General features: G+C 41.2%; 23 protein-coding genes, 3 tRNA genes, 1 rRNA gene and 4 pseudogenes. 23 read left to right on the top strand and 8 right to left on the bottom strand.

The window, feature by feature from the left end:
• Positions 1–2: 2 nt before the first annotated feature.
• Together JCM10991_RS03370 and rrf are read left to right on the top strand one after the other, a co-directional pair.
• Positions 3–74, top strand: a tRNA-Gly gene (locus tag JCM10991_RS03370).
• 11 nt (positions 75–85) lie between these two features.
• A 5S ribosomal RNA gene (rrf, locus tag JCM10991_RS03365) occupies positions 86–202 on the top strand.
• Between the two features lie 153 nt (positions 203–355).
• Here the strand turns inward: rrf and JCM10991_RS14330 are convergent.
• The 3 genes and pseudogenes from JCM10991_RS14330 to helD all read right to left on the bottom strand — a co-directional run bounded on the left by JCM10991_RS14330 (position 356) and on the right by helD (position 3,481).
• The gene (locus JCM10991_RS14330; RefSeq protein ID WP_051527944.1) at positions 356–940 is read right to left on the bottom strand and encodes an RNA polymerase sigma factor; all 585 of its coding nucleotides are present in this window, start codon (positions 938–940) and stop codon (positions 356–358) included.
• A 149-nt stretch (positions 941–1,089) separates the two neighbouring features.
• A tRNA-Thr gene (locus JCM10991_RS03355) sits at positions 1,090–1,162 on the bottom strand.
• A 53-nt stretch (positions 1,163–1,215) separates the two neighbouring features.
• Positions 1,216–3,481: pseudogene (gene helD / locus JCM10991_RS12470) on the bottom strand (RNA polymerase recycling motor HelD).
• A 310-nt stretch (positions 3,482–3,791) separates the two neighbouring features.
• Between helD and trpS the strand changes: the two are divergent.
• From trpS to JCM10991_RS03325, 3 genes and pseudogenes are all read left to right on the top strand, one after another.
• Positions 3,792–4,810: pseudogene (gene trpS / locus JCM10991_RS12465) on the top strand (tryptophan--tRNA ligase).
• A 32-nt stretch (positions 4,811–4,842) separates the two neighbouring features.
• Positions 4,843–5,766: a Ppx/GppA phosphatase family protein gene (locus JCM10991_RS03330; protein ID WP_025020555.1), complete on the top strand. Its 924-nt coding sequence runs from the start codon at positions 4,843–4,845 to the stop codon at positions 5,764–5,766.
• A 13-nt stretch (positions 5,767–5,779) separates the two neighbouring features.
• Positions 5,780–5,962, top strand: a complete 183-nt coding sequence (locus tag JCM10991_RS03325) for a hypothetical protein (RefSeq protein WP_025020554.1) — start codon at positions 5,780–5,782, stop codon at positions 5,960–5,962.
• 33 nt (positions 5,963–5,995) lie between these two features.
• Here JCM10991_RS03325 and JCM10991_RS03320 read toward each other — a convergent pair whose 3' ends face one another.
• The gene (locus JCM10991_RS03320; RefSeq protein WP_025020553.1) at positions 5,996–6,784 is read right to left on the bottom strand and encodes a substrate-binding periplasmic protein; all 789 of its coding nucleotides are present in this window, start codon (positions 6,782–6,784) and stop codon (positions 5,996–5,998) included.
• An 84-nt stretch (positions 6,785–6,868) separates the two neighbouring features.
• On the opposite strand from JCM10991_RS03320, the gene JCM10991_RS03315 reads away from it, so the two are divergent.
• The 8 genes from JCM10991_RS03315 to JCM10991_RS03280 all read left to right on the top strand — a co-directional run bounded on the left by JCM10991_RS03315 (position 6,869) and on the right by JCM10991_RS03280 (position 14,549).
• Positions 6,869–8,143 carry a hydroxymethylglutaryl-CoA reductase, degradative gene (locus tag JCM10991_RS03315; protein WP_025020552.1) on the top strand — a complete coding sequence of 425 codons (1,275 nt, stop codon included), beginning with the start codon at positions 6,869–6,871 and terminating at the stop codon, positions 8,141–8,143.
• Between the two features lies 1 nt (position 8,144).
• Positions 8,145–9,086 carry a hypothetical protein gene (locus tag JCM10991_RS03310; RefSeq protein ID WP_025020551.1) on the top strand — a complete coding sequence of 314 codons (942 nt, stop codon included), beginning with the start codon at positions 8,145–8,147 and terminating at the stop codon, positions 9,084–9,086.
• Between the two features lie 24 nt (positions 9,087–9,110).
• Positions 9,111–9,809, top strand: coding sequence for an NAD-dependent protein deacylase (locus JCM10991_RS03305; RefSeq protein ID WP_035187899.1), 699 nt, complete (start codon positions 9,111–9,113; stop codon positions 9,807–9,809).
• Between the two features lie 71 nt (positions 9,810–9,880).
• The gene (metG, locus tag JCM10991_RS03300; RefSeq protein ID WP_025020549.1) at positions 9,881–11,908 is read left to right on the top strand and encodes a methionine--tRNA ligase; all 2,028 of its coding nucleotides are present in this window, start codon (positions 9,881–9,883) and stop codon (positions 11,906–11,908) included.
• A 47-nt stretch (positions 11,909–11,955) separates the two neighbouring features.
• Positions 11,956–12,720 carry a TatD family hydrolase gene (locus JCM10991_RS03295; RefSeq protein ID WP_025020548.1) on the top strand — a complete coding sequence of 255 codons (765 nt, stop codon included), beginning with the start codon at positions 11,956–11,958 and terminating at the stop codon, positions 12,718–12,720.
• The gene (rnmV, locus tag JCM10991_RS03290) at positions 12,717–13,280 is read left to right on the top strand and encodes a ribonuclease M5 (protein ID WP_025020547.1); all 564 of its coding nucleotides are present in this window, start codon (positions 12,717–12,719) and stop codon (positions 13,278–13,280) included. Before JCM10991_RS03295 ends, rnmV begins: the two co-directional genes overlap by 4 nt.
• Complete coding sequence (gene rsmA / locus JCM10991_RS03285; RefSeq protein ID WP_023859798.1) at positions 13,280–14,170, top strand: 16S rRNA (adenine(1518)-N(6)/adenine(1519)-N(6))-dimethyltransferase RsmA; 891 nt, start codon at positions 13,280–13,282, stop codon at positions 14,168–14,170. Before rnmV ends, rsmA begins: the two co-directional genes overlap by 1 nt.
• 142 nt (positions 14,171–14,312) lie before the next feature.
• Positions 14,313–14,549, top strand: coding sequence for a Veg family protein (locus JCM10991_RS03280; protein WP_023859799.1), 237 nt, complete (start codon positions 14,313–14,315; stop codon positions 14,547–14,549).
• A 75-nt stretch (positions 14,550–14,624) separates the two neighbouring features.
• On the opposite strand, the pseudogene ispE reads toward JCM10991_RS03280, so the two are convergent.
• The 3 genes and pseudogenes from ispE to JCM10991_RS03265 all read right to left on the bottom strand — a co-directional run bounded on the left by ispE (position 14,625) and on the right by JCM10991_RS03265 (position 16,566).
• A pseudogene (gene ispE / locus JCM10991_RS12460) lies at positions 14,625–15,484 on the bottom strand (4-(cytidine 5'-diphospho)-2-C-methyl-D-erythritol kinase).
• Between the two features lie 70 nt (positions 15,485–15,554).
• The gene (locus JCM10991_RS03270) at positions 15,555–16,367 is read right to left on the bottom strand and encodes a Cof-type HAD-IIB family hydrolase (protein ID WP_225349909.1); all 813 of its coding nucleotides are present in this window, start codon (positions 16,365–16,367) and stop codon (positions 15,555–15,557) included.
• A 128-nt stretch (positions 16,368–16,495) separates the two neighbouring features.
• Positions 16,496–16,566 (bottom strand) — tRNA-Gly (locus JCM10991_RS03265).
• Positions 16,567–16,862: 296 nt separating this feature from the next.
• Here JCM10991_RS03265 and purR point away from each other — a divergent pair.
• The 4 genes from purR to JCM10991_RS03245 all read left to right on the top strand — a co-directional run bounded on the left by purR (position 16,863) and on the right by JCM10991_RS03245 (position 20,850).
• Positions 16,863–17,702, top strand: a complete 840-nt coding sequence (gene purR, locus JCM10991_RS03260) for a pur operon repressor (protein WP_025020545.1) — start codon at positions 16,863–16,865, stop codon at positions 17,700–17,702.
• Between the two features lie 111 nt (positions 17,703–17,813).
• Positions 17,814–19,214 (top strand): bifunctional UDP-N-acetylglucosamine diphosphorylase/glucosamine-1-phosphate N-acetyltransferase GlmU, encoded by a 1,401-nt coding sequence (gene glmU, locus JCM10991_RS03255; RefSeq protein ID WP_035187916.1) that lies wholly within the window; start codon positions 17,814–17,816, stop codon positions 19,212–19,214.
• Between the two features lie 95 nt (positions 19,215–19,309).
• Positions 19,310–20,293 carry a ribose-phosphate diphosphokinase gene (locus JCM10991_RS03250; RefSeq protein WP_025020543.1) on the top strand — a complete coding sequence of 328 codons (984 nt, stop codon included), beginning with the start codon at positions 19,310–19,312 and terminating at the stop codon, positions 20,291–20,293.
• A 59-nt stretch (positions 20,294–20,352) separates the two neighbouring features.
• Positions 20,353–20,850 (top strand): GNAT family N-acetyltransferase, encoded by a 498-nt coding sequence (locus JCM10991_RS03245; RefSeq protein WP_025020542.1) that lies wholly within the window; start codon positions 20,353–20,355, stop codon positions 20,848–20,850.
• On the opposite strand, the gene JCM10991_RS03240 is transcribed toward JCM10991_RS03245, so the two are convergent.
• Positions 20,847–21,092, bottom strand: a complete 246-nt coding sequence (locus tag JCM10991_RS03240) for a hypothetical protein (RefSeq protein WP_025020541.1) — start codon at positions 21,090–21,092, stop codon at positions 20,847–20,849. The genes JCM10991_RS03245 and JCM10991_RS03240 overlap by 4 nt on opposite strands.
• 111 nt (positions 21,093–21,203) lie before the next feature.
• Between JCM10991_RS03240 and JCM10991_RS03235 the strand changes: the two genes are divergently transcribed.
• The 6 genes and pseudogenes from JCM10991_RS03235 to JCM10991_RS03210 all read left to right on the top strand — a co-directional run bounded on the left by JCM10991_RS03235 (position 21,204) and on the right by JCM10991_RS03210 (position 25,094).
• Positions 21,204–21,824 (top strand): hypothetical protein, encoded by a 621-nt coding sequence (locus JCM10991_RS03235; RefSeq protein WP_025020540.1) that lies wholly within the window; start codon positions 21,204–21,206, stop codon positions 21,822–21,824.
• Between the two features lie 32 nt (positions 21,825–21,856).
• Positions 21,857–22,057: a hypothetical protein gene (locus JCM10991_RS03230; protein ID WP_155889562.1), complete on the top strand. Its 201-nt coding sequence runs from the start codon at positions 21,857–21,859 to the stop codon at positions 22,055–22,057.
• A gap of 110 nt (positions 22,058–22,167) precedes the next feature.
• Positions 22,168–22,506, top strand: a complete 339-nt coding sequence (locus tag JCM10991_RS03225; protein WP_025020538.1) for a hypothetical protein — start codon at positions 22,168–22,170, stop codon at positions 22,504–22,506.
• Positions 22,499–22,621 (top strand): hypothetical protein, encoded by a 123-nt coding sequence (locus JCM10991_RS16055; protein ID WP_263640283.1) that lies wholly within the window; start codon positions 22,499–22,501, stop codon positions 22,619–22,621. Before JCM10991_RS03225 ends, JCM10991_RS16055 begins: the two co-directional genes overlap by 8 nt.
• A pseudogene (locus JCM10991_RS16380) lies at positions 22,618–24,243 on the top strand (ABC-F family ATP-binding cassette domain-containing protein). Before JCM10991_RS16055 ends, JCM10991_RS16380 begins: the two are co-directional and overlap by 4 nt.
• Positions 24,244–24,353: 110 nt before the next feature.
• A complete protein-coding gene (locus JCM10991_RS03210; RefSeq protein WP_025020537.1) occupies positions 24,354–25,094 on the top strand; it encodes a glucosamine-6-phosphate deaminase in 741 nt (246 codons plus the stop codon).
• Positions 25,095–25,108: the final 14 nt, after the last annotated feature.

Genomic DNA, 25,108 nt, shown 5'->3' with positions numbered 1-25,108 from the left:
ATGCGGAAGTAGTTCAGTGGTAGAACATCACCTTGCCATGGTGGGGGTCGCGGGTTCGAATCCCGTCTTCCGCTCTTTTATTTAGTGTAGTGATGATGGCATCAAGGATACACCTGTTCCCATTCCGAACACAGAAGTTAAGCTTGATAGCGCCGAGAGTAGTTGGGAGATCGCTCCCTGTGAGGGTAGGACGTCGCTATGCAGTTAAAAAGGAAGTCAAGTTCGACTTCCTTTTTTTACATATTAAAAGAGAGTTTGGAAAAAGTCTTATAAACCAAAAGCCTTAAGAAATTACGTTTAAAAACTTTGATTTCTTAAGGCTTTTACTGTCGCTATTTTTCAGAAAAACTAGTAGTTATCTTCTGTTGATTTTTAAAGAGTTCATCTTCTTGCGACAACGACTGATAGCCCCGTAAACGGTCATTTCTTTCATTTCTAGAAGTTGTGCAATTTCTTTGACACTTCGGTCTTGAATACAATGTAAATTAAAAATTTGATATTCTAAATTTGAAAAAATTACTGGAATATCAGGTAAAACTTCTTCGATTGCAAGACGGGTATCAATGTCTAGTTCAGTTTTAAGATGGGTATGGAAATAGGCAGCGTGCTCTTCGTAAAATTGATCATAAGAGAGGTCAGCTTTAGTTGCTGCACGCCGATGAGAAAGATCGTAGCGGAGTAGACTATTAAAACGGTTGAAGAGAGACTTCTTAAAGTAAGCACCATAGAGAGGGTAGTTATTCGTATTGAAAGTGAGTGCACTTTGATAACAAACAATCCGAGCTTCTTGGAGTAGGTCATCCACCTCATAATGACGGAATTGAAAATTATTGATGGCGAAGTTGACCAGAGGACGGAACTTGAGAAAGAGCTGGCTGAAAGCCTTGCTGCTAGAACTATTTTGAATTTCTTCCAAGAGAACTTTGATTTCGATGTCCAAAGACGACACGACCTTTCTATAATTATGTGTACTTACCTATCATAGCGATAATTAAAGTTAAATGTAAACGGTTTATAAGGTCGGAGGAGGGCAGAATGTTTCATATGAAACAAAAAAGACCGGAAAACGAATTTCCGGTCTTAAAACTAAGCCACTTACCGGGTTTGAACCGGTGACCTCCACCTTACCATGGTGGCGCTCTACCTACTGAGCTAAAGTGGCAAACAATTACTTAAATAAGTATATTATAGGGGCTAAGTAATTGCAAGATAATCTTAAGCTAGATAGAAATCGGCTTGCAGTTGATATAAATCAGGATCAATTTTTTTAAGGGGTTCTGCCAAAGGTCCGAAGGAAATCAAAGTTAAGTGGTGCATTGCACGTGAACAAATTGTGTATAAGATTCCCAGACTGTCTGGACCATGGTAATTTGTAGCTGAAACGTCGACGGCAATCACATTATCGAATTCCAAGCCCTTAGCTAGATAAATTGGTAGAATAATAACACCCTTAGGTAGGCCTTGGTCGTTGTTATTTAGCAAGGTTAGATCAAAGTCTTGGTGGAGGGCATAATAGAGTTCTTGACTTTGTTGAGCATCCTTGGTGATTAGCGCAACTGTGCTATCTTGAGCTAATTGGGCTTGAATTTCCTTTTTTAGCGTTGCTAGTCCTAATTCTTGATTATTACTTACCAACACTCGGGGCAGGTCTCCTTGACGCGTAAAAGCCTGAATTAAATCACCATCTGGTAGAATAGCCTTCATATAATCCGTAATATTTTTAGTTGAACGGTAGCTCTTGTTTAAAGAAATCACCCGTGATTTCTTTATTCCGAGATTTTCTTGAAGTTTTTGCAAGAAATCCCGGGGACTAATCAAGGGATTAAAGAGCGCTTGTTCGGCATCCCCTAGTAAGGTTAATTTCGCCTTTGGAAAGGCGTGGTGGAGATAAATTAATTGTGCCAGGTATAGTCTTGCATTTCATCGATGAAGAGGTGAGCCACACTTCGGTTTTGACCATTTCCGGTTAGGAGATCGCGTAAGTAAAGTAAGGGTGCACAGTCTTCGAGCGCGAGCTGGTGGAACTCTAAGTTTTCGTTATAGCTGGCTAAACCATTTGGGAGGACCTGCCCTAAGAAATGGCTATATTGTGCATAAGCATCGAAGAAGAAATTATTGTAGATAGCGTCATAGATCGGAGCAAATTTCTTTTTGACTAATTGGTAGGCCAAGTAATCTAATTGTCCTTGATAGTCATCTTCCAATTTAGATTTATCTACCAGTAATTGGTGGTATTCTTGGTCAGAGAGATAATTCACCGCTTCTTGAGCCCAATCTTGGTGGCTTTCAGTACGTATGCGTTTTTTGAGTAGGCTGAAGAGTTGTTTTTTGGTTTCTTCAAAGCGGTGCTTAGGTTGCATTAAGCTAGGTAATTCCTGATAGAGGGTAAGAATTTCTTCTTTAGTGAAGATCACTTGTCCTTCGAGGTAGAGGTCATTGAACTTCAAATCAGTCGCAGGTACGGTGGCAACATAGCTTTCTACTAAGTGCATAAAGTTCGCCGCTTCTTTTTCCTGACGAGCGGTTAGTACCTGAGCGGAGAGTTTTTCTTTTTCTTCATAACGTTCAAAGAGGGTCTGGACCTTGAGTCCTTGGAGTCTTTGGGCTAAAAATTGGGCCAGGGTTACCTGCTGCATGTTTTTTTCTCCTAAGCTGGGTAACACTTCGGAAATGTAGTGACTAAACAGTAAATTAGGCGAAAAGAGGACAATTTGGTCGGCACTTAATTCGGTGCGACTATGGTAAAGGAGAAAGGCAATTCTTTGAAGAATTGCCGAGGTTTTTCCTGAACCGGCGACCCCTTGTACTAAGAGCAGGTCATGTAGGTATCACGGATGATATCATTTTGTTCTTTTTGGATGGTTGCTACAATATTATGCATATATTCATCGCTTTGTTGTCCTAAAACAGCTTGTAAAATTTCATCGCCAATGGTTTCGTTGGTGTCAAACATGTTGACGATTTGGCCTTCTTGAATGTTAAATTGCCGCTTTTTTAATAATTCGGTGGTAAATTGGCCACCAGGGGTTTCATAGGCGACCGACCCCAGAGTTCCATTGTAGTAGATGGAAGAAATTGGTGCGCGCCAGTCATAAATTAGAAAATCTTGATTTTCATCAACATATGAGGCTGTACCAATGTAAAGCTGTTCGACGTCATCGCCAGGATCTTGAATGTCAATGCGACCAAAGTAGGGGCTGTCCTTGAGGAGTTTGAGCACTTCTAGTTGGTTCTTTAGGATAGTTTCATTTTCTAAGTTTTTGGCTACCAGTTGTTTTTGTTGTTGGACTTCGGCGTTAGTTTCCATTTGGTCATCAACTTCTAAGGTATTGATGCGGGCATTTTGGACATAGTTTTTTTCCACCAAAGACCGTTCGGCTTCGGCCTTTTGGACTTCGGCTTCTTGCTTTTGGATACTGTCTTTAATTTTGGCCAATACGTTGTCGACGCGGACTTGTTCTTTTTGTTGTTCTTCCTGCATTAGATTCACCTCGTTTTTTGTCTTTTTCATCTTATCATAGTGAGGATAAAATACAATGTAAATGCTCTTGTCAGCCCTGAAGAAATCGGCTACAATTGAAATTGAGAACTCAGTGAGGAAATAAAGTAGGTTAGTTCAGAGACTCCTTGGTAGCTGGAAAAAGGGGCAAAACTGAATTGGGTTTCGGAGAGTTAAAATTAGATACTTAAAGTGGCAGGTTAGCCTGCAAATTAGGTGGCACCACGGTAATTCGTCCTAATCTTTCCCTAGGGGGGAGTTTAGGGCTTTTTTAGCAGAAAGGAAGTCAAAAATGACAGTAAAAAAACGTTTATTAACTGGAGACCGACCAACCGGTAAATTACACATTGGACACTATGTAGGTTCGTTGAAGAATCGGGTTATAATGCAAGAGAGTGGCGAATACGACCCTTTCGTCATGATTGCAGACCAACAAGCCTTAACGGATAATGCTCGTGATCCAGAAAAAATTCGTAAGTCCTTAACTGAAGTAGCTCTAGACTATTTGGCCGTAGGTTTGGATCCAGCTAAGACCACGATTTTTGTTCAGTCTCAAATTCCAGCTTTGGCTGAATTGAACTTGTATTACCTTAACTTAGTGACTGTTTCGCGTTTGGAAAGAAACCCTACGGTCAAATCCGAAATTCAACAAAAGAACTTTGAACGTTCTATTCCGGCAGGTTTCTTTACTTATCCTGTTAGTCAAGCTGCGGATATTACGGCTTTCAAGGCTAGTGTCGTACCCGTGGGAGATGACCAAGAACCAATGTTGGAACAAACCCGTGAAATCGTGCGTTCCTTCAACTCTATTTACGGTAAGGAAGTCTTAGTTGAACCAGAAGGCTACTTCCCACCTAAGGGACAAGGGCGGATTCCTGGCTTAGATGGAAATGCAAGATGAGTAAGTCTTTAGGTAACGCAATTTACTTATCTGATGATGCTGATACTTTACGCAAAAAAGTTATGTCGATGTACACTGATCCTAACCATATCCATATTGAAGATCCTGGTCAAGTTGAAGGTAATGTCGTCTTTACTTATTTAGATATTTTCGATGATGATAAAAAACATGTGCAAGCATTAAAGGAACACTACCAAAAAGGTGGGTTAGGAGATGTAAAGATTAAACGGTACTTAAACGAGGTCTTGGAAGCTAAACTAGCTCCGATTCGGGAACGCCGCTTGGAATTTGCCCAAGATATGCCGGCCGTTTATCAAATGTTAAAGGAAGGAAGTCAAAAGGCTAATGCCGTTGCTGAGCAAACCTTGAAAGAAGTTAAAGAAGCAATGGGACTTAACTATTTTGGTTAAAGAATAGTCAAGAGAAAAGTTGAGGGGATTAAATGGCTTATATTGCAATTTTAGATTTAGGCTCTAATTCAACACGCCTTTCTATTAGTGAGGTTTTACCGGGGGGCCAATTTAAAGAAGTTAGACGCGAAAAGCAGATGACACGGATGGCTGAAAATATGGGCCAAGGCGAAGTGAAAACGCTCCAAGATTCGGCGATTAAGCGAACGTTACAAGCTTTGGCAGATTACAAAGCTATCTATGAAAGTTACCCAGATGTAACTGTACGTGCGATTGCGACCGCTGCCGTGCGGGTTGCGAGCAACCAAGTTGATTTTCTAGCTTTGGTTAAGGATTTAACCGGGGTAGATGTGCAGGTTCTCACTGGTGATATGGAAGCCTACTATGATTATGTTGGTGCGCGTAATGCCTTAAAACTCGATAATTTTGTGCTTTGTGATATGGGTGGCGGCAGTTTTGAACTTGTCGTGGTCAAAAATGGGATTGCGGTGGATTTAACAAGTATTCCTTATGGGGCTGTGAGTTTAACGGAAAAATTTCATGCTCAAGATCTTCTTTCAGCGCAAAATCTTTTCAAATTCCAAGGTTTTATTCAAGATTTAATCAATGAACAGCTTTGGCTCTTTGAAGGCCGTTACTTACCTTTAGTCCTCTTAGGCGGGGCTAATCGAGTGGTAGCGCGGGCGGAAATGAGACGTCGGGGACAAGAACTTGAGGATTTCCATGGGATTCGGATGTCAGCCCGGAGTTTTTTAAATATTTACACTGAATGGCTCGGATTAAATCAAGCCGAACGGGTCGCTAAACTAGGTGTTGATGGTGAAAGAGCAGATATTATTTTGGGGGGCTTGACGCCCATTGCTCAACTGATTTCCCAATTAGCAATTCCTGAGCTTATTTTTTCAGAAAGTGGGGTTCGTGAAGGACTCTTAGCAAGTAGTTTGACAGAAGAATAGTGAGGTAAATACGATGACCATTCTACTGATGTTGTTATTGATTTGGTTGGGGTGGCAAATTTTAAAGATTTCCTTTCGAATAATTTTTTGGCTAGTAATTATTGCTTTAATTGCTGCGGTTTTAAAATTATCGGTTATTGGGATGGGAGTTATTATCGCCGTCCTCGGGGGATCGTATCTTTTCGGAAAAATTTAAGTTAAAAAGCCAAGCAGTGCGCTGCTTGGCTTTTTAACGATATGACCAATCTTGGTGGTAGTATTTTTCTGATAATTCTGTTAGTTGCCCTTGTTTTTTGAGTTGAGCCAACTTAGTCTTAATTTGTTTTTGAAGTTGTAGTTGGTGGTAGGAGGTAAAGACCAATTGTTGGGCCGTGATTTGTGGTTCGGCAATTCGGACCCAAATTTGATCAGTTTCTATGCGGTTATTTACATCTTTGGCGGCAATTAAGGTTGGTTTTTGGCTGAGGTAGCTTTGATATTGGTAGTCTGTGATCACAGCGGCGGCGACTTGCTTTTGCGCTAAGGCGGTTTCGATGGCCGCAACTGAAGGGTAACGCTTAGTTTTTAGACCGAGTTGTTTTAAGAGAGGCCCTTGATTGCCAGAAGCCAGAAGGGCGACTTTTTTTTGCTTTATAGTTAACTTAGCAAGGGATTTGTACTTGCTGTCATGACGGGTAAAGAGGACATTACCAGGATTTAAGTAACTGGGCGAATTTTGCAAGTCGCTCTGAGCCTCAAGTCCCATGACTAAGTCTAATTTTTGTTTTTTCAAGTCTGTAAGCAAGCTTTGTGCTTGTGTGCGAGGGTAAAATTTAATTTGGTCGTTGGGAAAGACCTTGTGGGCTAAAGCGCGGTCAAATTGATAACTAGCATAGGCTTTATTTTTTAAATTTATGGCACTGGGATTACTTAAAATTCCGATTTTAATAGTTTGTGCCTGGCTAATTTCTAGTCCTAATCCCCAAGCTAAAAGGTACTGGCCAAGGCCAAGCAAAATTTTTTGAACATATAACTTCACCTTCTCGATAGTTTCCTCACTCATTATAGCAAAGATAATCTGTGGTATAATTAAGGAAATTCTTAAGTCTTAATGGAGGTCTTCATGAAAGCAATCCATAAATTTTATCAAAAATCCTGGCAAGAGCGTCTCGCCATTTTGGCGCAAAGCCAATTATTATCTGATGATGAAATTAAATTATTCCAAGTAAACGGTCACCAAGCCGAATTATTTGATAGCTTGATTGAAAATTATGTGACTGATTATAGCTTACCCCAAGGTTTAGCTACCAATTATGTTATTGATGGTCATGAGTACCTGATTCCAATGGTCACGGAAGAACCCTCGGTGGTTGCTGCTAGCAGTAATGGAGCCGGCCTGGTCAAACGGGCTGGGGGCTTTCAAAGTCATATTACGGAACGCTTAATGGTAGGGCAGGTGGTGTTAGAAAAGGTGGCGGAGCCTGCCAAACTGAAAGCAACAATTTTAGCTCAGGAAGCTGATTTTTTGGCCTGTGCCAATGAAGCTCACCCTTCTATTGTGAAACGTGGTGGTGGCGCACGTTTTTTAGAAGTACGGATTCTTTCCGAAAGTGAAGGCTTACTGTCACTTGATTTAGCGGTTGACGTTCAAGAAGCCATGGGAGCTAATATGTTGAACACAATGCTAGAAGCCTTAGCTCAAAAAATACGTCAAGAACTGGGCCAAGAAGTCTTGATGGCGATTTTATCCAACTATGCTGTGCATAGTTTAGTGACGGTAACTTGTGAAATTGAACCGAAACTCCTAGCCAAAGGAGAATTATCCGGTGAAGAGGTCGCCCAAAAGATTGCTCTAGCAAGTCATGTAGCACAATTAGATCCGTCTCGGGCTGCCACCCATAATAAGGGAATTATGAACGGAATCGATGCGGTGGTGCTTGCTTCGGGGAATGATTGGCGTGCGATTGAAGCAGGTGCTCATGCCTATGCTAGTCGTGATGGTCAGTACCGTGGTTTAAGTCAATGGAACTATCAAGATGGTAAGCTTCATGGTAGTCTGACCCTACCTATGCCCGTTGGTTCGGTAGGTGGTTCGATTGGGGTCATTCCTTTAGTAAAGGCCAATCACCAGCTCCTACAAATTAAGGATGCAAAACAACTAGCAACGGTGATTGTTGCGGTTGGGTTGGGACAAAATTTAGCAGCTCTGAAGGCTTTAGTCACTGACGGAATTCAAAAAGGCCATATGCACCTACAATTAAAGACCCTGGCAGTCAAAGTGGGAGCCACTCAAAGTGAGGTTACTAGTCTAGTAGCCCAAATGGAAAAGGCGGGTAAACGTGATGAAAATAGCGCCCGTCAATTATTAGCACAAATACGTGAAAGTCGAGGAAATTAATATGACATTTAGTCCAGCTTTAGAAGCGCTTTTAGAAGAGGTAAAAGCAATCCATCCCCAAGAAATACAAATCAACTACCCCAAAAATGAAAAAATTGGTTATTTGCGCCATGACCACGGGCAACATTATGTCGCTGATGGTAAGGTGCAAGTTGATGTTTATGACCAAACAGCTCCTGAATACACAATTTCTCATGAACTCTTGCACTTCATGTTAATGTTTGATAAGACACCTCAAGCAAGCGTGAATGTTACGACCGGTGATAAGGACTTAGATGCGACTTTGACTGCTGCGGGGAGTGACTTATATAGCGCAGTTTTGCATGCCCGTATTTATCAAGAACAAAGGAAGCGCGGCTTTATTACGGAAGAAATCGAACAGCTTTATTTAGAAGGGGTCGTACAACGTTTCCCTAAGGAAGAAGAAGCTGATCAATGGTTAGTTTTACGGATTTTGACACTTTTAGACGCTTTGGTTTTCTTCCAAGGTGGTGATGAAGATATAATCCAGTTGTTTGCCCAAAATAATCCTGTCTCTTTCCGTTATGCTCAAATGCTTTATCAAGTAATGTTGGAAAAAGAACTTAACACACCAAGTAATGTGCGTCGGGCGATTGTGCGCTTATGGGATGGTTTTGACCAAATCTTACAAGATGCAGGATATGCACCGATGGGGCTTAAGGAATTTATGACCCTAAGTCCGGTTTTGAGTCAGAGACAAACTCGCCTACAATTAAGTCAACTCTTTGAAATTTACCATAGCAATTTACAGGATAATCTGAAATTCAAGGATGCTTATATTGGTCGTTTTAAAAATGATGGGCAAAACTCCTTTGTCCTCTCTTTACCTGCAGAATCTAGTCCGGAGGAGATGAAACGTCTCTACGAACAACCAGTAGGACAGTACCTACAAGAACTTGGTTTTACTTACTTAATCCGTTAGTTGTTGCAGAGGGGGCGCATAGAAATGGATTTACAAACTTATTTGGATCAAGCGCAAAAGATTGTTTTTTTGACTGGAGCAGGCGTTTCAACGGCTTCGGGAATTCCAGACTACCGTTCCAAAGGTGGCCTTTATGGTGGCAAAGAACGGCCGGAATATTTGTTGAGTCGCACTTGTTTGGCTAAAGAGCCACAGAAATTTTACGCGTTTGTGCAAAAAATGTATTACCCCAAGGCGCAACCCAATGTTATCCACCAAAAAATGGCGCAGCTTGCACAAAAAGGTCGGGCGAAAATTATCACCCAAAATATTGATGATTTACATCGTCAGGCTGGAACCCCCGAGGATTGTTTGGTGGAGTTTCATGGTAATCTTTACGAAATTTTTTGTCAAAAATGTGGTCAAAGACATTTATCCTATCAGGATTATTTGGCTAGTCCCATCCACATAGGTTGTGGCGGTGTTTTACGACCAGATATCATTCTTTATGAAGAAGGGATTCCTACATCACGGCTTCAAAGGGCGATAGTCGCAATCCAAAGAGCAGATTTATTGGTAGTTTGTGGTACCTCGCTGGTTGTCTATCCTTTTGCTGATTTATTGGAATATCGTCAGTCTCGAGCGCAAGTTGTAGCTTTAAATCGGGAGGCACTGTCTTTGCCTCGAGGAGCACAACAAATTATCGGGGATGCCAGGGAGCAATTTGCTCAAGTCCAGGTTTAAGGGGTCAATTATAAGGAAAACTATGCTATAATGAAAACTATTGACAAATTGTGCAGAAAGGAATCGCTGACATGGCAGAAAAAAAGACATTTTACATTACCACGCCGATTTACTACCCTTCTGGGCGCTTACACATCGGTAACTCTTACTCAACTATCGCCTGTGACGTTTTAGCGCGTTACAAGCGTTTGCAAGACTACGAAGTTTTCTTCTTAACAGGAACTGATGAACATGGTTTAAAAATTGAACAAAAGGCTGAAGCTTTGGGAATTCAACCTCAAGAATATGTCGACAAGATGGCCGCCGATATTCAAGAATTATGGAAGAAGTTAGAAATTACTAACGACAAATTCATTCGAACGACAGATGACTACCATGAAAAAGCCGTAGCTAATATTTTTGAAAAATTGCTAGCCCAAGGTGATATTTACTTAGGTTCGTACAGTGGTTGGTATTCTGTTTCTGACGAAGAATACTTTACGGAATCACAATTAAAGGAAGTTTTCCGTGATGAAAATGGTCAAATGATAGGAGGAATTGCCCCATCCGGCCACGAAGTCCAATTGGTAGAAGAAGAATGTTACTTCTTCAAGATGAGCAAGTATGCAGATCGTTTGGTGGAATACTATGACCAACACCCTGATTTCATTATTCCTCAAAGTCGGAAAAATGAAATGTTGAACAACTTCATTAAACCGGGGTTGGAAGACTTGGCTTTAACACGGACTTCTTTTAACTGGGGGGTTAAGGTGCCTTCTAATCCTAAGCACGTGGTTTATGTGTGGATTGATGCTTTGTGTAACTACATCACAGCTTTGGGTTACCAAACTGGGGAAGATGACAGTCTCTTCAAGAAATTCTGGCCCGCTGATATTCACATGGTGGGTAAGGAAATTGTACGTTTCCACACTATTTATTGGCCAATTATCTTAATGGCTTTGGACTTACCATTACCTAAGCACATTATTGGTCATGGTTGGTTAGTGATGCAAGATGGGAAGATGTCGAAGTCTAAAGGTAACGTGGTTTACCCTGAAACCTTAGCTGACCGTTATAGTTTAGATGCTTTACGTTACTACCTCATGCGGGCCGTACCATTTGGAAATGATGGGGTCTTCACACCAGAAGACTTTGTGGCTAAAGTTAACTACGACTTGGCTAATGACTTGGGGAATTTATTGAACCGGACGGTAGCTATGATTAACAAATATCGTGACGGTAAGACACCAGCGTTAGTCGCAGGTGTAACGGAATTTGATGCTTCCCTCGAAGCAGCGGCTAAAGAAACAGTAGTGGCTTACGAAGAAGAAATGGAAAAAGTGCGTTTCTCTAATGCTTTAGACGCTGTTTGGAAGTTTGTTTCTCGGGCTAACAAGTACATTGATGAAACCCAACCATGGGCCTTAATTAAGGATGAAAGCAAGGTAGCAGAATTAGATAGTGTCTTAGCCCACTTGGCAGCGGCCTTACGTGAAATTGCTATTTTGATTCAACCAGTGATGACGCATGCACCAAAAGAAATTTTCACTCAATTAGGTTTGGCGTTAGAAAATATGGGCTTAACTGAGGTAGACTTCTTTGCTTACCCAACAGCTACGCAAGTTGTCGCTAAGGGGACACCAATTTTCCCACGTTTGGATATGGAAGCCGAAGTAGCTTACATTAAGAGTCAAATGACGGCAAATGAAAAGGCTAAGGGACGCAAGAATATGGCTAAGGGGCAAGAGGCAGACTTTAACCCTGAAGATAGTAACTTACTCTTAACTAAGGATGCCATTAAGTTTGATGATTTTGATAAAGTTGAAATCAAAGTTGCAGAAATCAAGGAAGTTTCTAAGGTAAAAGGGGCTGACAAGCTTTTGAAATTCCGTTTGGATGCTGGTGATGAAGGTGACCGTCAAATCTTGTCTGGAATTGCTCAATGGTACCCAGATTTTGAAAAATTAGTTGGTAAGAAAGTGATGGCCGTGACGAATTTGAAACCTCGGAAGATGCGTGGTGAAATTAGTCAGGGGATGTTATTATCAGCAGAATTTGGCGAGACTGTTCAATTATTGACGGTGGATGACAACATTCCTAACGGTTCATTGGTAGGATAGGAAAAAGGCAGCTTTAAGCTGCTTTTTTTGCAGAATAGAGGTAGAAAATGCAGATTTTTGATTCCCACACTCATATTAATGCTTGGCAATTTGCTCAAGATATTCCTGATGTAATTGAGCGAGCTTTGGCAATGGAAGTTAAACAAATGTTAATTGTGGCTTACGACCAGGAAAGCGCGCAAAGAATGTTGCCCTTGATTGAAAAGTATAACCACTTTTATGGTGCCGTTGGCATCCACCCGGATAGTGCTGATAAATATGATGATCGAATGGAAAAATGGTTGTTAGATTTATTGAAACATGAAAAGGTTAAAGTCTTAGGTGAAATTGGGCTAGACTACCATAATGAAGTAGATCATGACCAACAAAAGGCGGTGTTTAAGCGCCAGCTAGATTTAGCCAAAGAATTAAATATGCCAGTCACGATTCACAATCGCGATGCGATTTTTGATACTTATCCTATTTTAAAGGCCGCACAGGTTGATCAATTTGGAGGAATTATGCACTCTTTTAATGGTGATCAACAATGGGCACAGAAGTTTCTTGAATTAGGCATGTATTTGTCTTATAGTGGAGTAGTGACTTTTGGTAATGCTAAGGAAGTTTTAGATGCGGCTTTAAATACACCACTGGATAAAATTTTGGTAGAAACGGATGCGCCTTATCTAACACCCTTACCTTTTAGAGGGCGGTTGAATGAGCCGGCAATGACGCGCTATACTTTGGAATTTTTAGCTCAAAAGCTAGGTCTATCTGCGCAAGAATTAGCCCAAAAAACGACGGAGAATACAGAAAGAATTTTAGGAATATGACGGAAAAATTAAAGATTAGAGAAGTCATCGTGGTGGAAGGTAAGTCCGATACGGAACGCATTCACCAGGCCGTGAATGCCGACACCTTAGAAACGCGGGGCTCTGCCATTAGCGATGAAACTTTAGAATATATTGAAGAATTACATGACAAGCGAGGCGTGATTGTCTTTACAGATCCAGATTTTTCAGGGGAAAAAATTCGTAAGACAATTCGTGAGGCCGTTCCTGGTGTGAAACACGCCTTTTTAAATCGCCGAGAAGCTGTGCCTCATGGACAAGGTAGTCTTGGGGTCGAACATGCTAGTCCTGAAGCGATTCGATCAGCCTTGAAGAATCTGTATACGGAAGAACCTGAAGGTGAAGAACTAATTACCAAGACCATGTTAATGCAAGCGGGGTTAATGTCAGGAGCAGATGCTAAGAAGAAGCGCCAATTATTGGGAGAATACTTGCATATTGGTTATACCAATGGCAAACAACTTCATAAGCGCTTGAATCTTTTCCAAATTACCCCGGAAGAATTTGAAGAAGCAATGCAAGAAATTACGGAGGAACTTTAATGACCAACCAAATCCCTGAAATTGCCTCACCGACACGGACGAAGGCAATCATGGAAACTTACGGCTTGAATTTCAAGAAGAGTTTAGGCCAAAATTTTTTAACTGACATTAATATTTTGAAGAATATTGTAGCTGCAGCCGAAGTCGGTCCTGAAGATGATGTGATTGAAATTGGCCCAGGGATTGGGGCCTTAACAGAACAACTAGCGAAAAGGGCTCATCAAGTAATGGCCTTAGAAATTGATGACCGTTTAATTCCGGTCCTTGGGGAAACCTTGTCACCTTATGATAATGTGACGATTGTCCACCAGGATGTTTTAAAGGCGGATTTAGCGGCTTTAATTGCGGCAAATTTTGATGGTAAACATAATTTGAAGTTGGTGGCCAACTTACCTTATTACATCACAACGCCAATTATCATGCATCTTCTGGAATCAGGTATTGATTTTGCGACGATTGTGGTGATGATGCAAAAAGAAGTTGCGCAAAGACTTTCGGCTCAACCTGGTAGCAAGGATTATTCTTCTTTATCCATTGGGATTCAATATGCGATGGATGCAGAAATTGCTTTTATTGTCCCTAAGACGGTCTTCATGCCACAGCCTAAGGTTGACTCAGCCATTATTGCCCTCAAGAAGAAGGAAGTCATTGCAGAAAAGCCCCAAGATGAAAAACACTTCAATAAGTTAGTACGTGGAGCTTTCATGCACCGGAGAAAGAGTCTATGGAATAACCTTCAAGGCCTTTATGGAAAAGATTCAGAAGTTAAAGCGACGATGACTCAAGCCTTAGAAAAAGTAGGGATTGCTCCAAGTGTGCGGGCGGAAAGACTGACCATTCACGATTTCATTATTTTGTCAGATGCCTTGTTGGCGCTTGGAATTGCTTAAAATCAGTCTTTTAGTCTCAAAATCCGCTAGTAAAAAAACTAGCGGATTTTTTGAATTATAGATTGAATTCAATAAGTTGGTATGGTATAATTTTACTTTTTGATTACTCTGTGGTAAAATGTTTTATTAAAGAGGTGATATCATGCCTACAAATTTGGCACAAATCAAGCATAATCTCGATGAGCATTTAGGCCAGCCTTTGACCGTAACTATCAAGGGCCGTAGTAATACCGAAAAGGTTCACCATGGGACCTTGGCTAGTACCTTCCCGGCAATTTTTATTGTGGAACTGGTCGGTGAAGAAGAAAGCATCGAAAGAGTATCTTACAGTTACCGCGATGTGTTGACTAACACTATCAAGTTAGATTTTGAAGCATAATCTTCCAGTGGTCGGCGGATTTAATCCGGTGGCTTTTTTGTTGCATTGCAAAAAAAGTCCTGGCGAAGCAGGACTTTAGCTAAGTTGGATGGGTCTGACCAAGTAGACTTCGTTACAAAAACCACGAAGACTATTATAGATGTGTTGGGCTCGGCTGTGTTTTTGGCTGACACCAAAAACAGTAGGCCCCGTACCACTCATTTGGGCAAAGTCAGCCCCAAATTTGAGGCATTTTTCCTTAATCCGGGAAATTTCTGGATGTTTTTGGGAAGTTAAACCTTCCAAGGCATTCCCGGCGTGGCGAGCCAAGGCTAGGTAATCCTTGGTTTTTAGGGCGGACACAACTGCATCCACATCTTGGTGGTCGATATTTTCCTCAACAATTTGTCGCAAAATCGACGGTGTGGAGACACTATCTTTGGGCTTAGCGATGACAATCCACATAGGAGGTAAGGTATCCAAAGGGGTGATAACCTCACCACGGCCGGTAACTAGAGCGGGTTCGCTATAAATACAAAATGGGACGTCGGAATCAATTTGCAACCCAATTTGCGCTAACTCAGCTTTAGATAAGCCAAGTTGCCAGGCGCGGTTTAGGCACGTAAGACGGCGGCCGCATCAGCGGACCCTCCTCCCATGCCGGCGGCAACAGGGATATTTTTTTGAATTGAAATGGCTACCCCTTCATTGATGTCGAACTTGCTTTGTAAGTATAGAGCTGCTTGATAGGCTAGATTACGCTTGTCACAAGGTAAGAAACCGGAATTAGTTTGGACCGTGATTTTACGACTTTGTGGGATGGTTTTAACGGTTACATAGTCCGCCAGGTCCACCGCAATCATGACCATCTTCCATTCGGGTTCGCCGTCTGGGTGGCGAAAAGGGGTATCTAAGCTTAAATTCAGCTTAGCAGGGGCTTTTTCTATAATTTCCACTCCGGGTTCACCTCCAAGTACGATAAGTTATATTGCTTTCATTATACTTGTAAAAGAAAGAGGGCGCAAACTAGTTGAGGACATATTTTTCGATTGCTTGAGCTAAACCATCATCATTATTGCTAGCCGTGGTAACTTTTGCGGCCGCTTTGACCAAATCGTTACCATTGCCCATGGCAACGCCAAAGAAGTCTGGTGTTAGCATGGAAAGGTCATTTTGTTGATCGCCAACCGTCATTACTTCTTCTGGTTTGATGCCAAGGTGTTCTGCTAGTTGGTAGACGGCTTGACCTTTAGTGGCTTTGGCATTTTGAAATTCGAAAAACCAGTCTTCACTGCGAACAGTGTAGAGACCGTTTTTGAGTTTAGCAGGTAAAATCTTTTCCCCGCGGTCGAGATTTTCTTTTTGATCGGCCCACATAAACTTCGCACAAGTCAAATCTTGGGGTAAGCCGGCTTTGGTACGTACATGTAGTGGCATGTGCGTATAGAATGCGTCGAGCACGGTGTAGGAGCTTACATCAAAATCACAAGTATAAATTTGGTTGTCAGGAGTAATGATTTGGTGCTTAATTTGGTTGGCTAAGCTAAAGTCCAAGAGTTCTTGGAATTCATCGAATTCTAAAGTGTGTTTGAAGAGCACTTCTTGACTGGCGACTTTTTGGGCTGCTGCTCCGTTGAAGGTGATAACATAATCATCATCACTGGTTAGACCTAACTCTTCAAGATATTCAGCGACACCGCTGAGGGGACGACCAGTACATAAAACCACATAAATTCCAGCTTGACGGGCTTTTTTGATGGTAGCAATAGTTTTGGCGCTAAGCTTTTTATCATCATTGACCAGGGTACCATCAATATCAGTTGCAATTAATTTAATCAAGAAAATCAGCTCCCATATATTTTTAAATTTATTATAAGAGAAAACGCCTCCACTTGCAAAAATAATTACCAAAGGTAAGTAAAAAACCTCCTGATAAAACAGGAGGTTAAGTCATAATATAAACGATAAGCGGGTGACGAGAATCGAACTCGCGACATCAGCTTGGGAAGCTGGGATTTTACCACTAAACTACACCCGCAATAACAGGTACTATTATAGAGTAGAAAGGTTTAAAAATCAAGCTAAAATAAAATTTTTTTCCAGAAAAGATTGACGCTCAGGGATGAGAATGATATTCTAATTAGGTTGCTTATTGACGAACATTAATTTTTTTAGATGAAATGAAAAATTTAGCTAGTCAAAAGGTATCGAAATTTTACATAAAACGAACGTTGTGTTTATTTTTTAGGAAAAAACTAGGAAAACAACGAAAGATAACGTATAATAGCAAGTGTAATTAATAAAAAATGCAGATGCTACTAAAGGAGGATAAATTTGAAAACCAAACGAAGTGATCGCTTAATTGATATGACACGTTACTTATTAGAAAGACCACACACCTTAATTTCTTTAACGTTCTTTTCAGAACGTTATGAATCGGCCAAATCATCAATATCTGAAGACTTGGCGATTGTGAAACGGACTTTTGCTCAAAGAGGAATTGGAATTTTAGAAACTATTCCGGGAGCTGCTGGAGGAGCGCGTTTTATTCCCTCTATTTCTGAAGATGAAGCGCGCGATTTTATTGCACAAATGACCAGTGAATTATCAGAACAAGATCGGCTTTTACCAGGTGGTTACGTTTACTTATCTGATCTTTTAGGACGCCCTGATGTCTTACGTAAAGTTGGTCGTGTAATTGCCCGTCAATATATTGATAAGGAAATTGATGCTGTGATGACGGTAGCTACTAAAGGTGTGCCTATTGCGCAAAGTGTCTCTAGTTATCTTAATGTACCTTTTGTGATTGTTCGTCGGGATTCTAAGATTACCGAGGGCTCTACGGTTTCCGTAAATTACGTTTCTGGTTCTAGTGAACGGATTGAAAAGATGGAATTATCTAAGCGTAGTCTTAAGCGTGGATCTCACGTCTTAGTCGTCGATGACTTTATGAAAGGCGGCGGGACAGTTAATGGGATGAAGAGTATGATTGAAGAATTCGAATCTGAACTCGTCGGAATTACTGTTTTTGCTGAAGGTTCTTTCGAAGGCAAGCGCATGGTTGATGAGTACACCTCTTTATTGAAGGTTGACCAAGTTAATACGGTGGACAAGACCATTTCTGTGAGTGCCGGTAATTATTTGGACAAGGTCTTTGGTCCTGAAGAAAAATAACTGGTTAAGCAACGACAGCTGTCGTTGCTTTTTTGCTTGATGAAAGTCAAGGTTAAATGCGCTATAATAGGGAGGTAAAAATTAAGTGTTTAGAGAAATGAGTGAAATTTGATGAAAAAATTTGCCGTTATCTTGGCAGCGGGTAAAGGTACCCGGATGAAATCCAAATTATACAAGGTTTTACACCCTGTGTGTGGTAAGCCGATGGTGGATCATGTCTTAACCCAAATCGAAAAAAATGATATGGATGAAGTGGTAACGATTGTCGGCCATGGGGCACAAAAAGTAGAAGAAACTTTAGGTAACCGGACTAAGTATGCCTTACAAGCAGAACAACTAGGGACCGGCCACGCTGTCTTACAGGCTGAAGATATCTTAGGTGATCAAGATGGGATGACTTTGATTGCTTGTGGTGATACGCCTTTGTTTACCGCCCAAACTTTCCAAGAATTATTCCAATATCACCAATCTAAAGGTGCGGTGGCCACGGTTTTAACCGCCCACACGCCTAATCCTTTTGGTTACGGCCGGATTATTCGCAATGAAATTGGTATTGTGGAAAAAATTGTGGAACAAAAGGACGCTACACCTGAAGAAGCTGAAGTACAAGAAATTAATACGGGGGTTTACTGCTTCGACAACAAGGCGCTTTTTGAAGCCTTACACCAAGTCAAAAATGATAATGCTCAAGGTGAGTACTACTTACCTGATGTGATGGAAATTTTCCAAAGTCAAGGTAAGGTGGTCGCGGCTTACCAAATGAAGAACTTTGAAGAATCTATGGGGGTTAACGACCGTGTGGCTTTAGCTAAGGCTAGCCAAGTAATGCAAGCGCGGATTAACCAAAGTCACATGCAAAACGGGGTAACTTTAGTTAACCCTACAGCGACTTACATTGATGCTGATGTACAAATTGGAGCTGATACAGTCATTGAAGCCGGTGTAAGCCTCAAGGGTAAAACTGTGATTGGTGAAGATTGCTACATTACGGCTAACTCAACTTTGGTGGATACTGTACTCGAAAATCAAGTAACAGTTACTTCTTCTTATTTAGAAAATGCCATTATGCGTCAAGGCTCTAACATTGGACCTTACAGTCATTTGCGCCCACAAGCCGACATCGGCGAAGGTGTTCACATCGGTAACTTTGTCGAAGTCAAGAAGGCTACCTTGGGTAAGAATACTAAGGTTGGTCACTTAACTTATGTGGGCGATGCCACTTTAGGTCAAGATATCAATGTTGGTTGTGGGACGGTCTTTGTGAACTACGATGGGGTAAATAAGCACCACACGAATGTTGGCGACTACTCCTTTATCGGTTCCGGTTCTAACATCATTGGTCCTGTCAATATTGCTGACCATGCCTATGTAGCAGCTGGTTCTACGATTACCGATGATATTGATGCCCATGATATGGGAATTGCTCGGGGGCGTCAGATAAATAAGAAGGGCTACTTCGACCGTTACCCAGTGGCGCAAGCAGCCAAAGATGCAGAAACAAAAAATGAGTAATAACCCGAAAAGTTTTGTCAAAGAGCTTGATTTTAACCGGGAAAATGACTTATATTTATAGATGGATAATACTGAATTAAATTATGGAGGCTGTTATGTCTGAACAAAACGCTGGTTCACAGATGAAAATATTCGCTTTGAACTCAAATAAACCTTTAGCTGAAAAGATTTCTCAAACAGTTGGCATTCCTTTAGGTAAGATGTCAGTTGACCGCTTTAGCGATGGAGAAATCCGGATTAACATTGAAGAAAGTATCCGTGGGGACGAAATCTTTATTGTCCAATCAACTTCTGCACCAGTTAACGACAATTTGATGGAATTATTAATTATGGTTGATGCCTTACGTCGTGCTAGTGCGGCAACCATTAACGTGGTAATTCCTTACTACGGTTATGCGCGTCAAGACCGTAAAGCTCGTTCGCGGGAACCAATCACAGCTAAGTTAGTCGCAGATATGATCGAAAAGGCAGGGGCTGACCGGGCCATCGTCTTAGACTTACACGCAGCGCAAATTCAAGGTTTCTTCGACATCCCTGTTGATCACTTGATGGGAGCTCCATTGTTGGCGGACTACTTCTTAACTAACGGTTTGGAAAAAGACGCGGTTGTGGTTTCACCGGACCATGGTGGGGTAACTCGGGCACGGAAGTTAGCTGAATTTTTGAAGGCGCCAATTGCCATCATTGATAAGCGTCGTCCTAAGGCTAACGTGGCCGAAGTGATGAACATTATTGGTTCAGTTGAAGGCAAGCGTTGTATCTTAATCGATGATATGATTGATACGGCTGGAACGATTACTTTGGCAGCGCAAGCCTTAAAGGATGCTGGTGCAACAGAAGTTTATGTCTGTGCTACGCACCCTGTCTTCTCTGGTCCAGCCATCGAACGGATTGAAAAATCACCAATCAAGAAGATGGTGGTAACAGACTCCATTCAATTACCAGAAGAAAAACAAATTGAAAAATTGGTTCAAGTTTCCGTTGGTCCTTTAATTGGGGATGCCATTATGCGGATTCACGAAAACAAACCAGTTAGTCCATTGTTTAATACACGTTTCCGTAACCCAGAAGCAAACTAAATACAAAAAAATGAAGAAAGTCCGTGCTGTGCGGACTTTTTTTGTCAGGAGGTGAAAGAGTGCAAGTAATTAGTTTAAGAAGTATTTTTGAGGTAGACCGCCAGGAATTTTTTGAGGTCCTAGATCAAAGTCGTCAGGAGCTTAATCAGCAGCTCAGTTGGGTCGACGAGATTCAAAACCACCAGGATTTAGACCAATATCTAGAATACATAATAGCCAAAGAAGTATTGACCGATAATTGTCGGAGTTATCTGATTTATCAAGGCCCGAAGTTAGTTGGAATGATTGATCTGCATGATATTGATTGGCAAAAAGGTAAGGCGGACCTCGGTTATTGGTTAGCGTCTTCTGCCTGGGGTCAAGGGATTATGACGCGGGCCGTGGGAATTTTAGAAAAACTCAACAAAGAAAAGTTGAATTTACATGAAATTCATGCTTTAATCAGAGAAGATAACCAGCGAAGTCAGGCGGTAGTAAAACGTTGCGGATATCGGTTTTATCAAAAAATCCCCAGCTCTAGGGGCCGGGGATTTAATGAATACTTAAAAGAAGTTTAATGATCTTCGGGCGTGATACGAGAGACCACGTGATAAGCTTGTTGCTGTTTTTTGACAGCTTCTTCTTGTTTAAGGGCTGTGGCTTCATCAAAAATATAGTAAGGATGTCCGTCTTTACTTTGCACAATTAGGACGGGGGCTTGTGACTTTTGGTGATAGATTTGGGCGGCAATATAGGCTTTGTTATAGTCATAGTCACTGGCAATGGCTTGACCAGGGTTAAAGAAAACATTTTCGCTCATAATACTCATCCTTTCGTATCTTATCTAACTTTATTCTAGCACGGAAATGATAAAATTGAGTTAAATTTAAAGCCATTTGGTATAAATTTTTTAAAAATATAGGAGAAAAAAATGACTGAAAAAGATGAAAAAACACTACTTTCTCGTACTGAGAAGCGTCGGCGCGAAGAAGAGGCCAAAAACGCCAAACGTTCTGCGCAAAAAGAATTAATCATTGATATCTTCAAGCAACCTTCAGGTAAGCATTCACAGGCTAAAAAAGAAGAGTCACAAAAAGTTAATTTTGATGAGAATGACCGGATTTCCTTTGGAAGTACGCAAAAGCCTGAAAGAGAGGCATCTTCTGAGCATCTAACTTCAACACAAGAAGCGGAAGTTCCCGTGACGGGAAATGCCCCCCTACGGCGCGTTTCTCCCCACCATAAAGGACACAAGTCTTCCAAGAATAAGGGGGGTAAAAAAGGTGGCAAAAAGTTACTTTGGTTGGTGTTAGCCCTCTTATTAGTTGTCATCGGAGGCTACTTCTTCTTGAGCAAGAGTAACAACCAAGATGTTTCTGCCCAAGAAGCCCAAGATATTGTAGCTAGAGCTTTTACGAATGACCAAAGCGATTTAACTGATCAAGCAAGTCAAAGTGATATGAACAAGTTGGCAGCGTACGCTAAAAGTGGTTCTGAAACCTCTGAAAAACAAAAGTATGCGCGTTTAGCAAGGCAGGAAAGCAAGCCTTAGAAGATCGTGATGCTAGTCAAGATTTGAAAGATATGGCAGGATTGTATAAGTCATCTGTGGGAAGTGATGCGAGCCAGCTTAAAAATAATTTAAGTGAAACCAGTGTAGAAACGGTTTTACCAACCTATTATGCAAAACGTGTAAAATTCTATAATAATTTGGTAAGTAAGGCTGATGAACTAAGTAAATTAAGTGGTAAGGTAGATAATCTTTACAATAGCATGGTAAGTTAAAGCAGTCTGTTAGCGAAGATGACGTCAAGGACTTACAAGACCAACTTGCCGACTATCAAGCCTTTGCGCAAGCTAAGACAATCAATAAGAAGTTGACCAAGGCTCTAAAGGTGTTAGCTAAGCGGGAGGATTCCGCTCAAGAAGAAACAAGTAGTGAAGAGGTTTCTAGCGAAAGTTCTTCTGAAGCATCATCATCAGAATCAGAATCATCTTCTGAAGAGACTATCGATCAAGCAACTGAAGATACCACTACGACAACTACTACACCATGGGGGAGTGCAACGTCAAGCAATGGTGGTGTTGCAAGGAGAAGCCACAGTTCCTATGTTCCACCAACTAATCCAGTTGGTGGTAGTAATGATGGCAATCAGAGTAATAAAGAACCTAATGTAACACAGAGTGTTGAAACTGGTACTGATGAGGAAGCCATTCCAGTTGTAGATGAATAAAAATGGTATCAAAGGTCCTACGGGGCCTTTTTCTTTTGGAAAAATTTGCTTTTTGGGGGAGAGGTATGGTACTTTAAGGGGAGCAAAAAGAAAAAGTGAGGAAAATAAAGCGTGATTACAGTTAATGATTTAAGTTTAAACTTTTCAGGTCGTCTTTTATACGATGAAGTTAACTTAAAATTTACCCCGGGTAACTGTTATGGGGTAATTGGGGCCAATGGGGCTGGGAAATCTACATTTTTACGGCTATTAGAAGGCGAAATCAAACCCACTACTGGGACAATCAGTATGGGGCCTAATGAGCGGATGTCTAGCTTAAGTCAAGACCACTTCGGTTTTGAAGAATTTACGGTCATGGATACGGTGATTCAAGGACACAAACAGCTTTACCAAATCATGAAGGAAAAGGATGCCTTATACGCTAAGGAAGACTTCTCCGAAGAAGATGGGATTAGAGCCGCTGAACTTGAAGGGGAATTTGCGGAAATGGACGGGTGGAACGCCGAACCTGATGCCTCTCAGTTATTACAATCTTTAGGAATTGGTGAAGACATGCACTACCAAATGATGTCTGAATTAGCCGAAAAAGATAAGGTTAAGGTGCTCTTGGCGCAAGCCCTATTTGGTCAACCAGATATCTTATTGCTTGACGAACCGACTAACGGTTTAGATGTGAAAACTATTTCCTGGTTAGAAGATTTCTTGGCGGATTACCCTAACATTGTGATTGTTGTTTCTCACGACCGTCACTTTTTGAACCAAGTATGTACCAAATGTGTGACGTAGATTTTGGGAAGATTAAGATGTTTGTAGGGAACTATGATTTCTGGTTAGAATCAAGCCAGTTAGCTGCTAAGCTACAAGCGAATGCTAATGCTAAAAAAGAAGAAAAAATCAAAGGAACTCCAAGAGTTTATCGCTCGGTTTTCTGCTAATGCTTCTAAATCTAAACAAGCCACTTCCCGAAAGAAACAATTAGAAAAGATTACCTTGGACGACATCAAGCCATCTTCTCGGAAATATCCGTTTGTGAAGTTTGAAATGGAAAGAGAATTAGGAAATGACTTAGTTAAAGTTGAAAATGTTTCGAAGACCATTGACGGTGTGAAAATTTTGGATAATATTTCCTTTATCTTACGTCCGGGTGAAAAGACGGCTATCATTTCTCAAAATGACTTGGCGGCGACAACCATGATGCAAATCTTGGCAGGTGAAATCCAACCGGATGAAGGAACAGTGACTTGGGGGCAAACTACTAGTCGTTCTTACATGGGTCGGGACTTAAACGCCGCTTTTGATGATAAACATCAGTCCATCTTAGATTGGTTACGGCAATTTGCTTCTAAAGAAGAAAACGATAATACTTTCTTACGTGGTTTCTTAGGGAAGATGCTCTTTTCTGGAGATGATATCGAAAAAGAAGTCGGTGTTTTATCTGGGGGAGAAAAAGTTCGCTGTCTCTTATCTAAAATGATGCTCCAAAAGGCTAATGTCTTAGTCTTGGATGACCCAACTAACCACTTAGATTTGGAGTCTATTACTTCTCTAAATGATGCTTTGGTTGATTTCCCAGGAGCCATTATTTTGACTTCCCATGACCATCAAGTGATTCAAACCGTAGCGAACCACATTGTGGAAGTATCTGCTAAAGGTTGCGTGGACCGGATTGAAACAACTTATGACGAATTTTTGAACCACGAAACGGTTCAAGCACAAGTTGCTGAATTATACAAATAAGGTCAAGATCAGCTCAAAAAATGGGCTGGTCTTTTTGTTTCCGCTTGCATAAAAATTGGTCTAGACGTATAATTGGTATATACCAAAATGTACAAGAGAGGAAGAATGCTATGAAAGTGCTTGTTGTAAAAAATCAAAAAGATGCAGACCGTCAAGGAGTGAAAATTTTCCGCCAGGCTTATAAGCATGGAGCCCGGACGTTTGGTTTAGCCACTGGAGGTACCCCGGAGGGTTTATATCGGGAATTATGCCAAAGTGACCTAGATTTTCGGGATTGTATCGCTATTAATCTGGATGAATATGTGGGCTTAGATGGTAATCATCCCCAAAGTTATCGTTACTATATGCAAAGTAACTTATTCAACCAAAAACCTTTCGCTGAAACATATCTTCCTGATGGGATGGCCCCTTCAGCCAAGGTTGAATGTACTCACTATAACTGGATTATAGCCACAAATCCGATAGATCTCCAAATTTTAGGTATCGGGCAAAACGGCCACATTGGTTTTAATGAACCTGGGACACCATTTACCTCTACTACGCATGTGGTTAATTTAACTCCTTCCACCATTAAAGCTAACAGTCGTTATTTTAAAGATGAAAGTCAGGTACCAACCCAGGCCTTAACTCAAGGAATAGGTAATATTTTACAAGCCAAGCAGATTCTTCTAATGGCTTTTGGTCCTGAAAAGGCCCAAGCTGTCAAGGAAGCTCTTACAGGGAAGGTAACGGAGGACCTCCCAGCCAGTGTCTTACAAAAGCACCCCCACGTCACGGTTTTGTTAGATGAGGCTGCTGCTGCGCTTTTACCAAGCGAATGGGTTACTGAGCATGTGCAACATATTTATTGAATTTCTTAAGCTTT

Source organism: Ligilactobacillus equi DSM 15833 = JCM 10991 (genome assembly GCF_000615765.1).
In the GTDB taxonomy this organism is placed as follows: Bacteria; Bacillota; Bacilli; order Lactobacillales; family Lactobacillaceae; genus Ligilactobacillus; species Ligilactobacillus equi.
Note: the sequence above shows the minus strand (reverse complement) of the source record. Positions and strands in the feature narration are given on the sequence as shown.

Coding starts and splice junctions, on each gene's coding strand:
- JCM10991_RS03235 (WP_025020540.1), top strand. CDS start 21,204: ATGACTGAAAAAGATGAAAAAACACTACTTTCTCGTACTGAGAAGCGT.
- JCM10991_RS03210 (WP_025020537.1), top strand. CDS start 24,354: ATGAAAGTGCTTGTTGTAAAAAATCAAAAAGATGCAGACCGTCAAGGA.
- JCM10991_RS03325 (WP_025020554.1), top strand. CDS start 5,780: ATGACCATTCTACTGATGTTGTTATTGATTTGGTTGGGGTGGCAAATT.
- JCM10991_RS16055 (WP_263640283.1), top strand. CDS start 22,499: ATGAATAAAAATGGTATCAAAGGTCCTACGGGGCCTTTTTCTTTTGGA.
- JCM10991_RS03240 (WP_025020541.1), bottom strand. CDS start 21,092: ATGAGCGAAAATGTTTTCTTTAACCCTGGTCAAGCCATTGCCAGTGAC.
- JCM10991_RS03330 (WP_025020555.1), top strand. CDS start 4,843: ATGGCTTATATTGCAATTTTAGATTTAGGCTCTAATTCAACACGCCTT.
- JCM10991_RS03280 (WP_023859799.1), top strand. CDS start 14,313: ATGCCTACAAATTTGGCACAAATCAAGCATAATCTCGATGAGCATTTA.
- rnmV (WP_025020547.1), top strand. CDS start 12,717: ATGACGGAAAAATTAAAGATTAGAGAAGTCATCGTGGTGGAAGGTAAG.
- JCM10991_RS03310 (WP_025020551.1), top strand. CDS start 8,145: ATGACATTTAGTCCAGCTTTAGAAGCGCTTTTAGAAGAGGTAAAAGCA.
- metG (WP_025020549.1), top strand. CDS start 9,881: ATGGCAGAAAAAAAGACATTTTACATTACCACGCCGATTTACTACCCT.
- JCM10991_RS03295 (WP_025020548.1), top strand. CDS start 11,956: ATGCAGATTTTTGATTCCCACACTCATATTAATGCTTGGCAATTTGCT.
- JCM10991_RS03305 (WP_035187899.1), top strand. CDS start 9,111: ATGGATTTACAAACTTATTTGGATCAAGCGCAAAAGATTGTTTTTTTG.
- JCM10991_RS03250 (WP_025020543.1), top strand. CDS start 19,310: ATGTCTGAACAAAACGCTGGTTCACAGATGAAAATATTCGCTTTGAAC.
- JCM10991_RS03230 (WP_155889562.1), top strand. CDS start 21,857: ATGGCAGGATTGTATAAGTCATCTGTGGGAAGTGATGCGAGCCAGCTT.
- JCM10991_RS03315 (WP_025020552.1), top strand. CDS start 6,869: ATGAAAGCAATCCATAAATTTTATCAAAAATCCTGGCAAGAGCGTCTC.
- rsmA (WP_023859798.1), top strand. CDS start 13,280: ATGACCAACCAAATCCCTGAAATTGCCTCACCGACACGGACGAAGGCA.
- glmU (WP_035187916.1), top strand. CDS start 17,814: ATGAAAAAATTTGCCGTTATCTTGGCAGCGGGTAAAGGTACCCGGATG.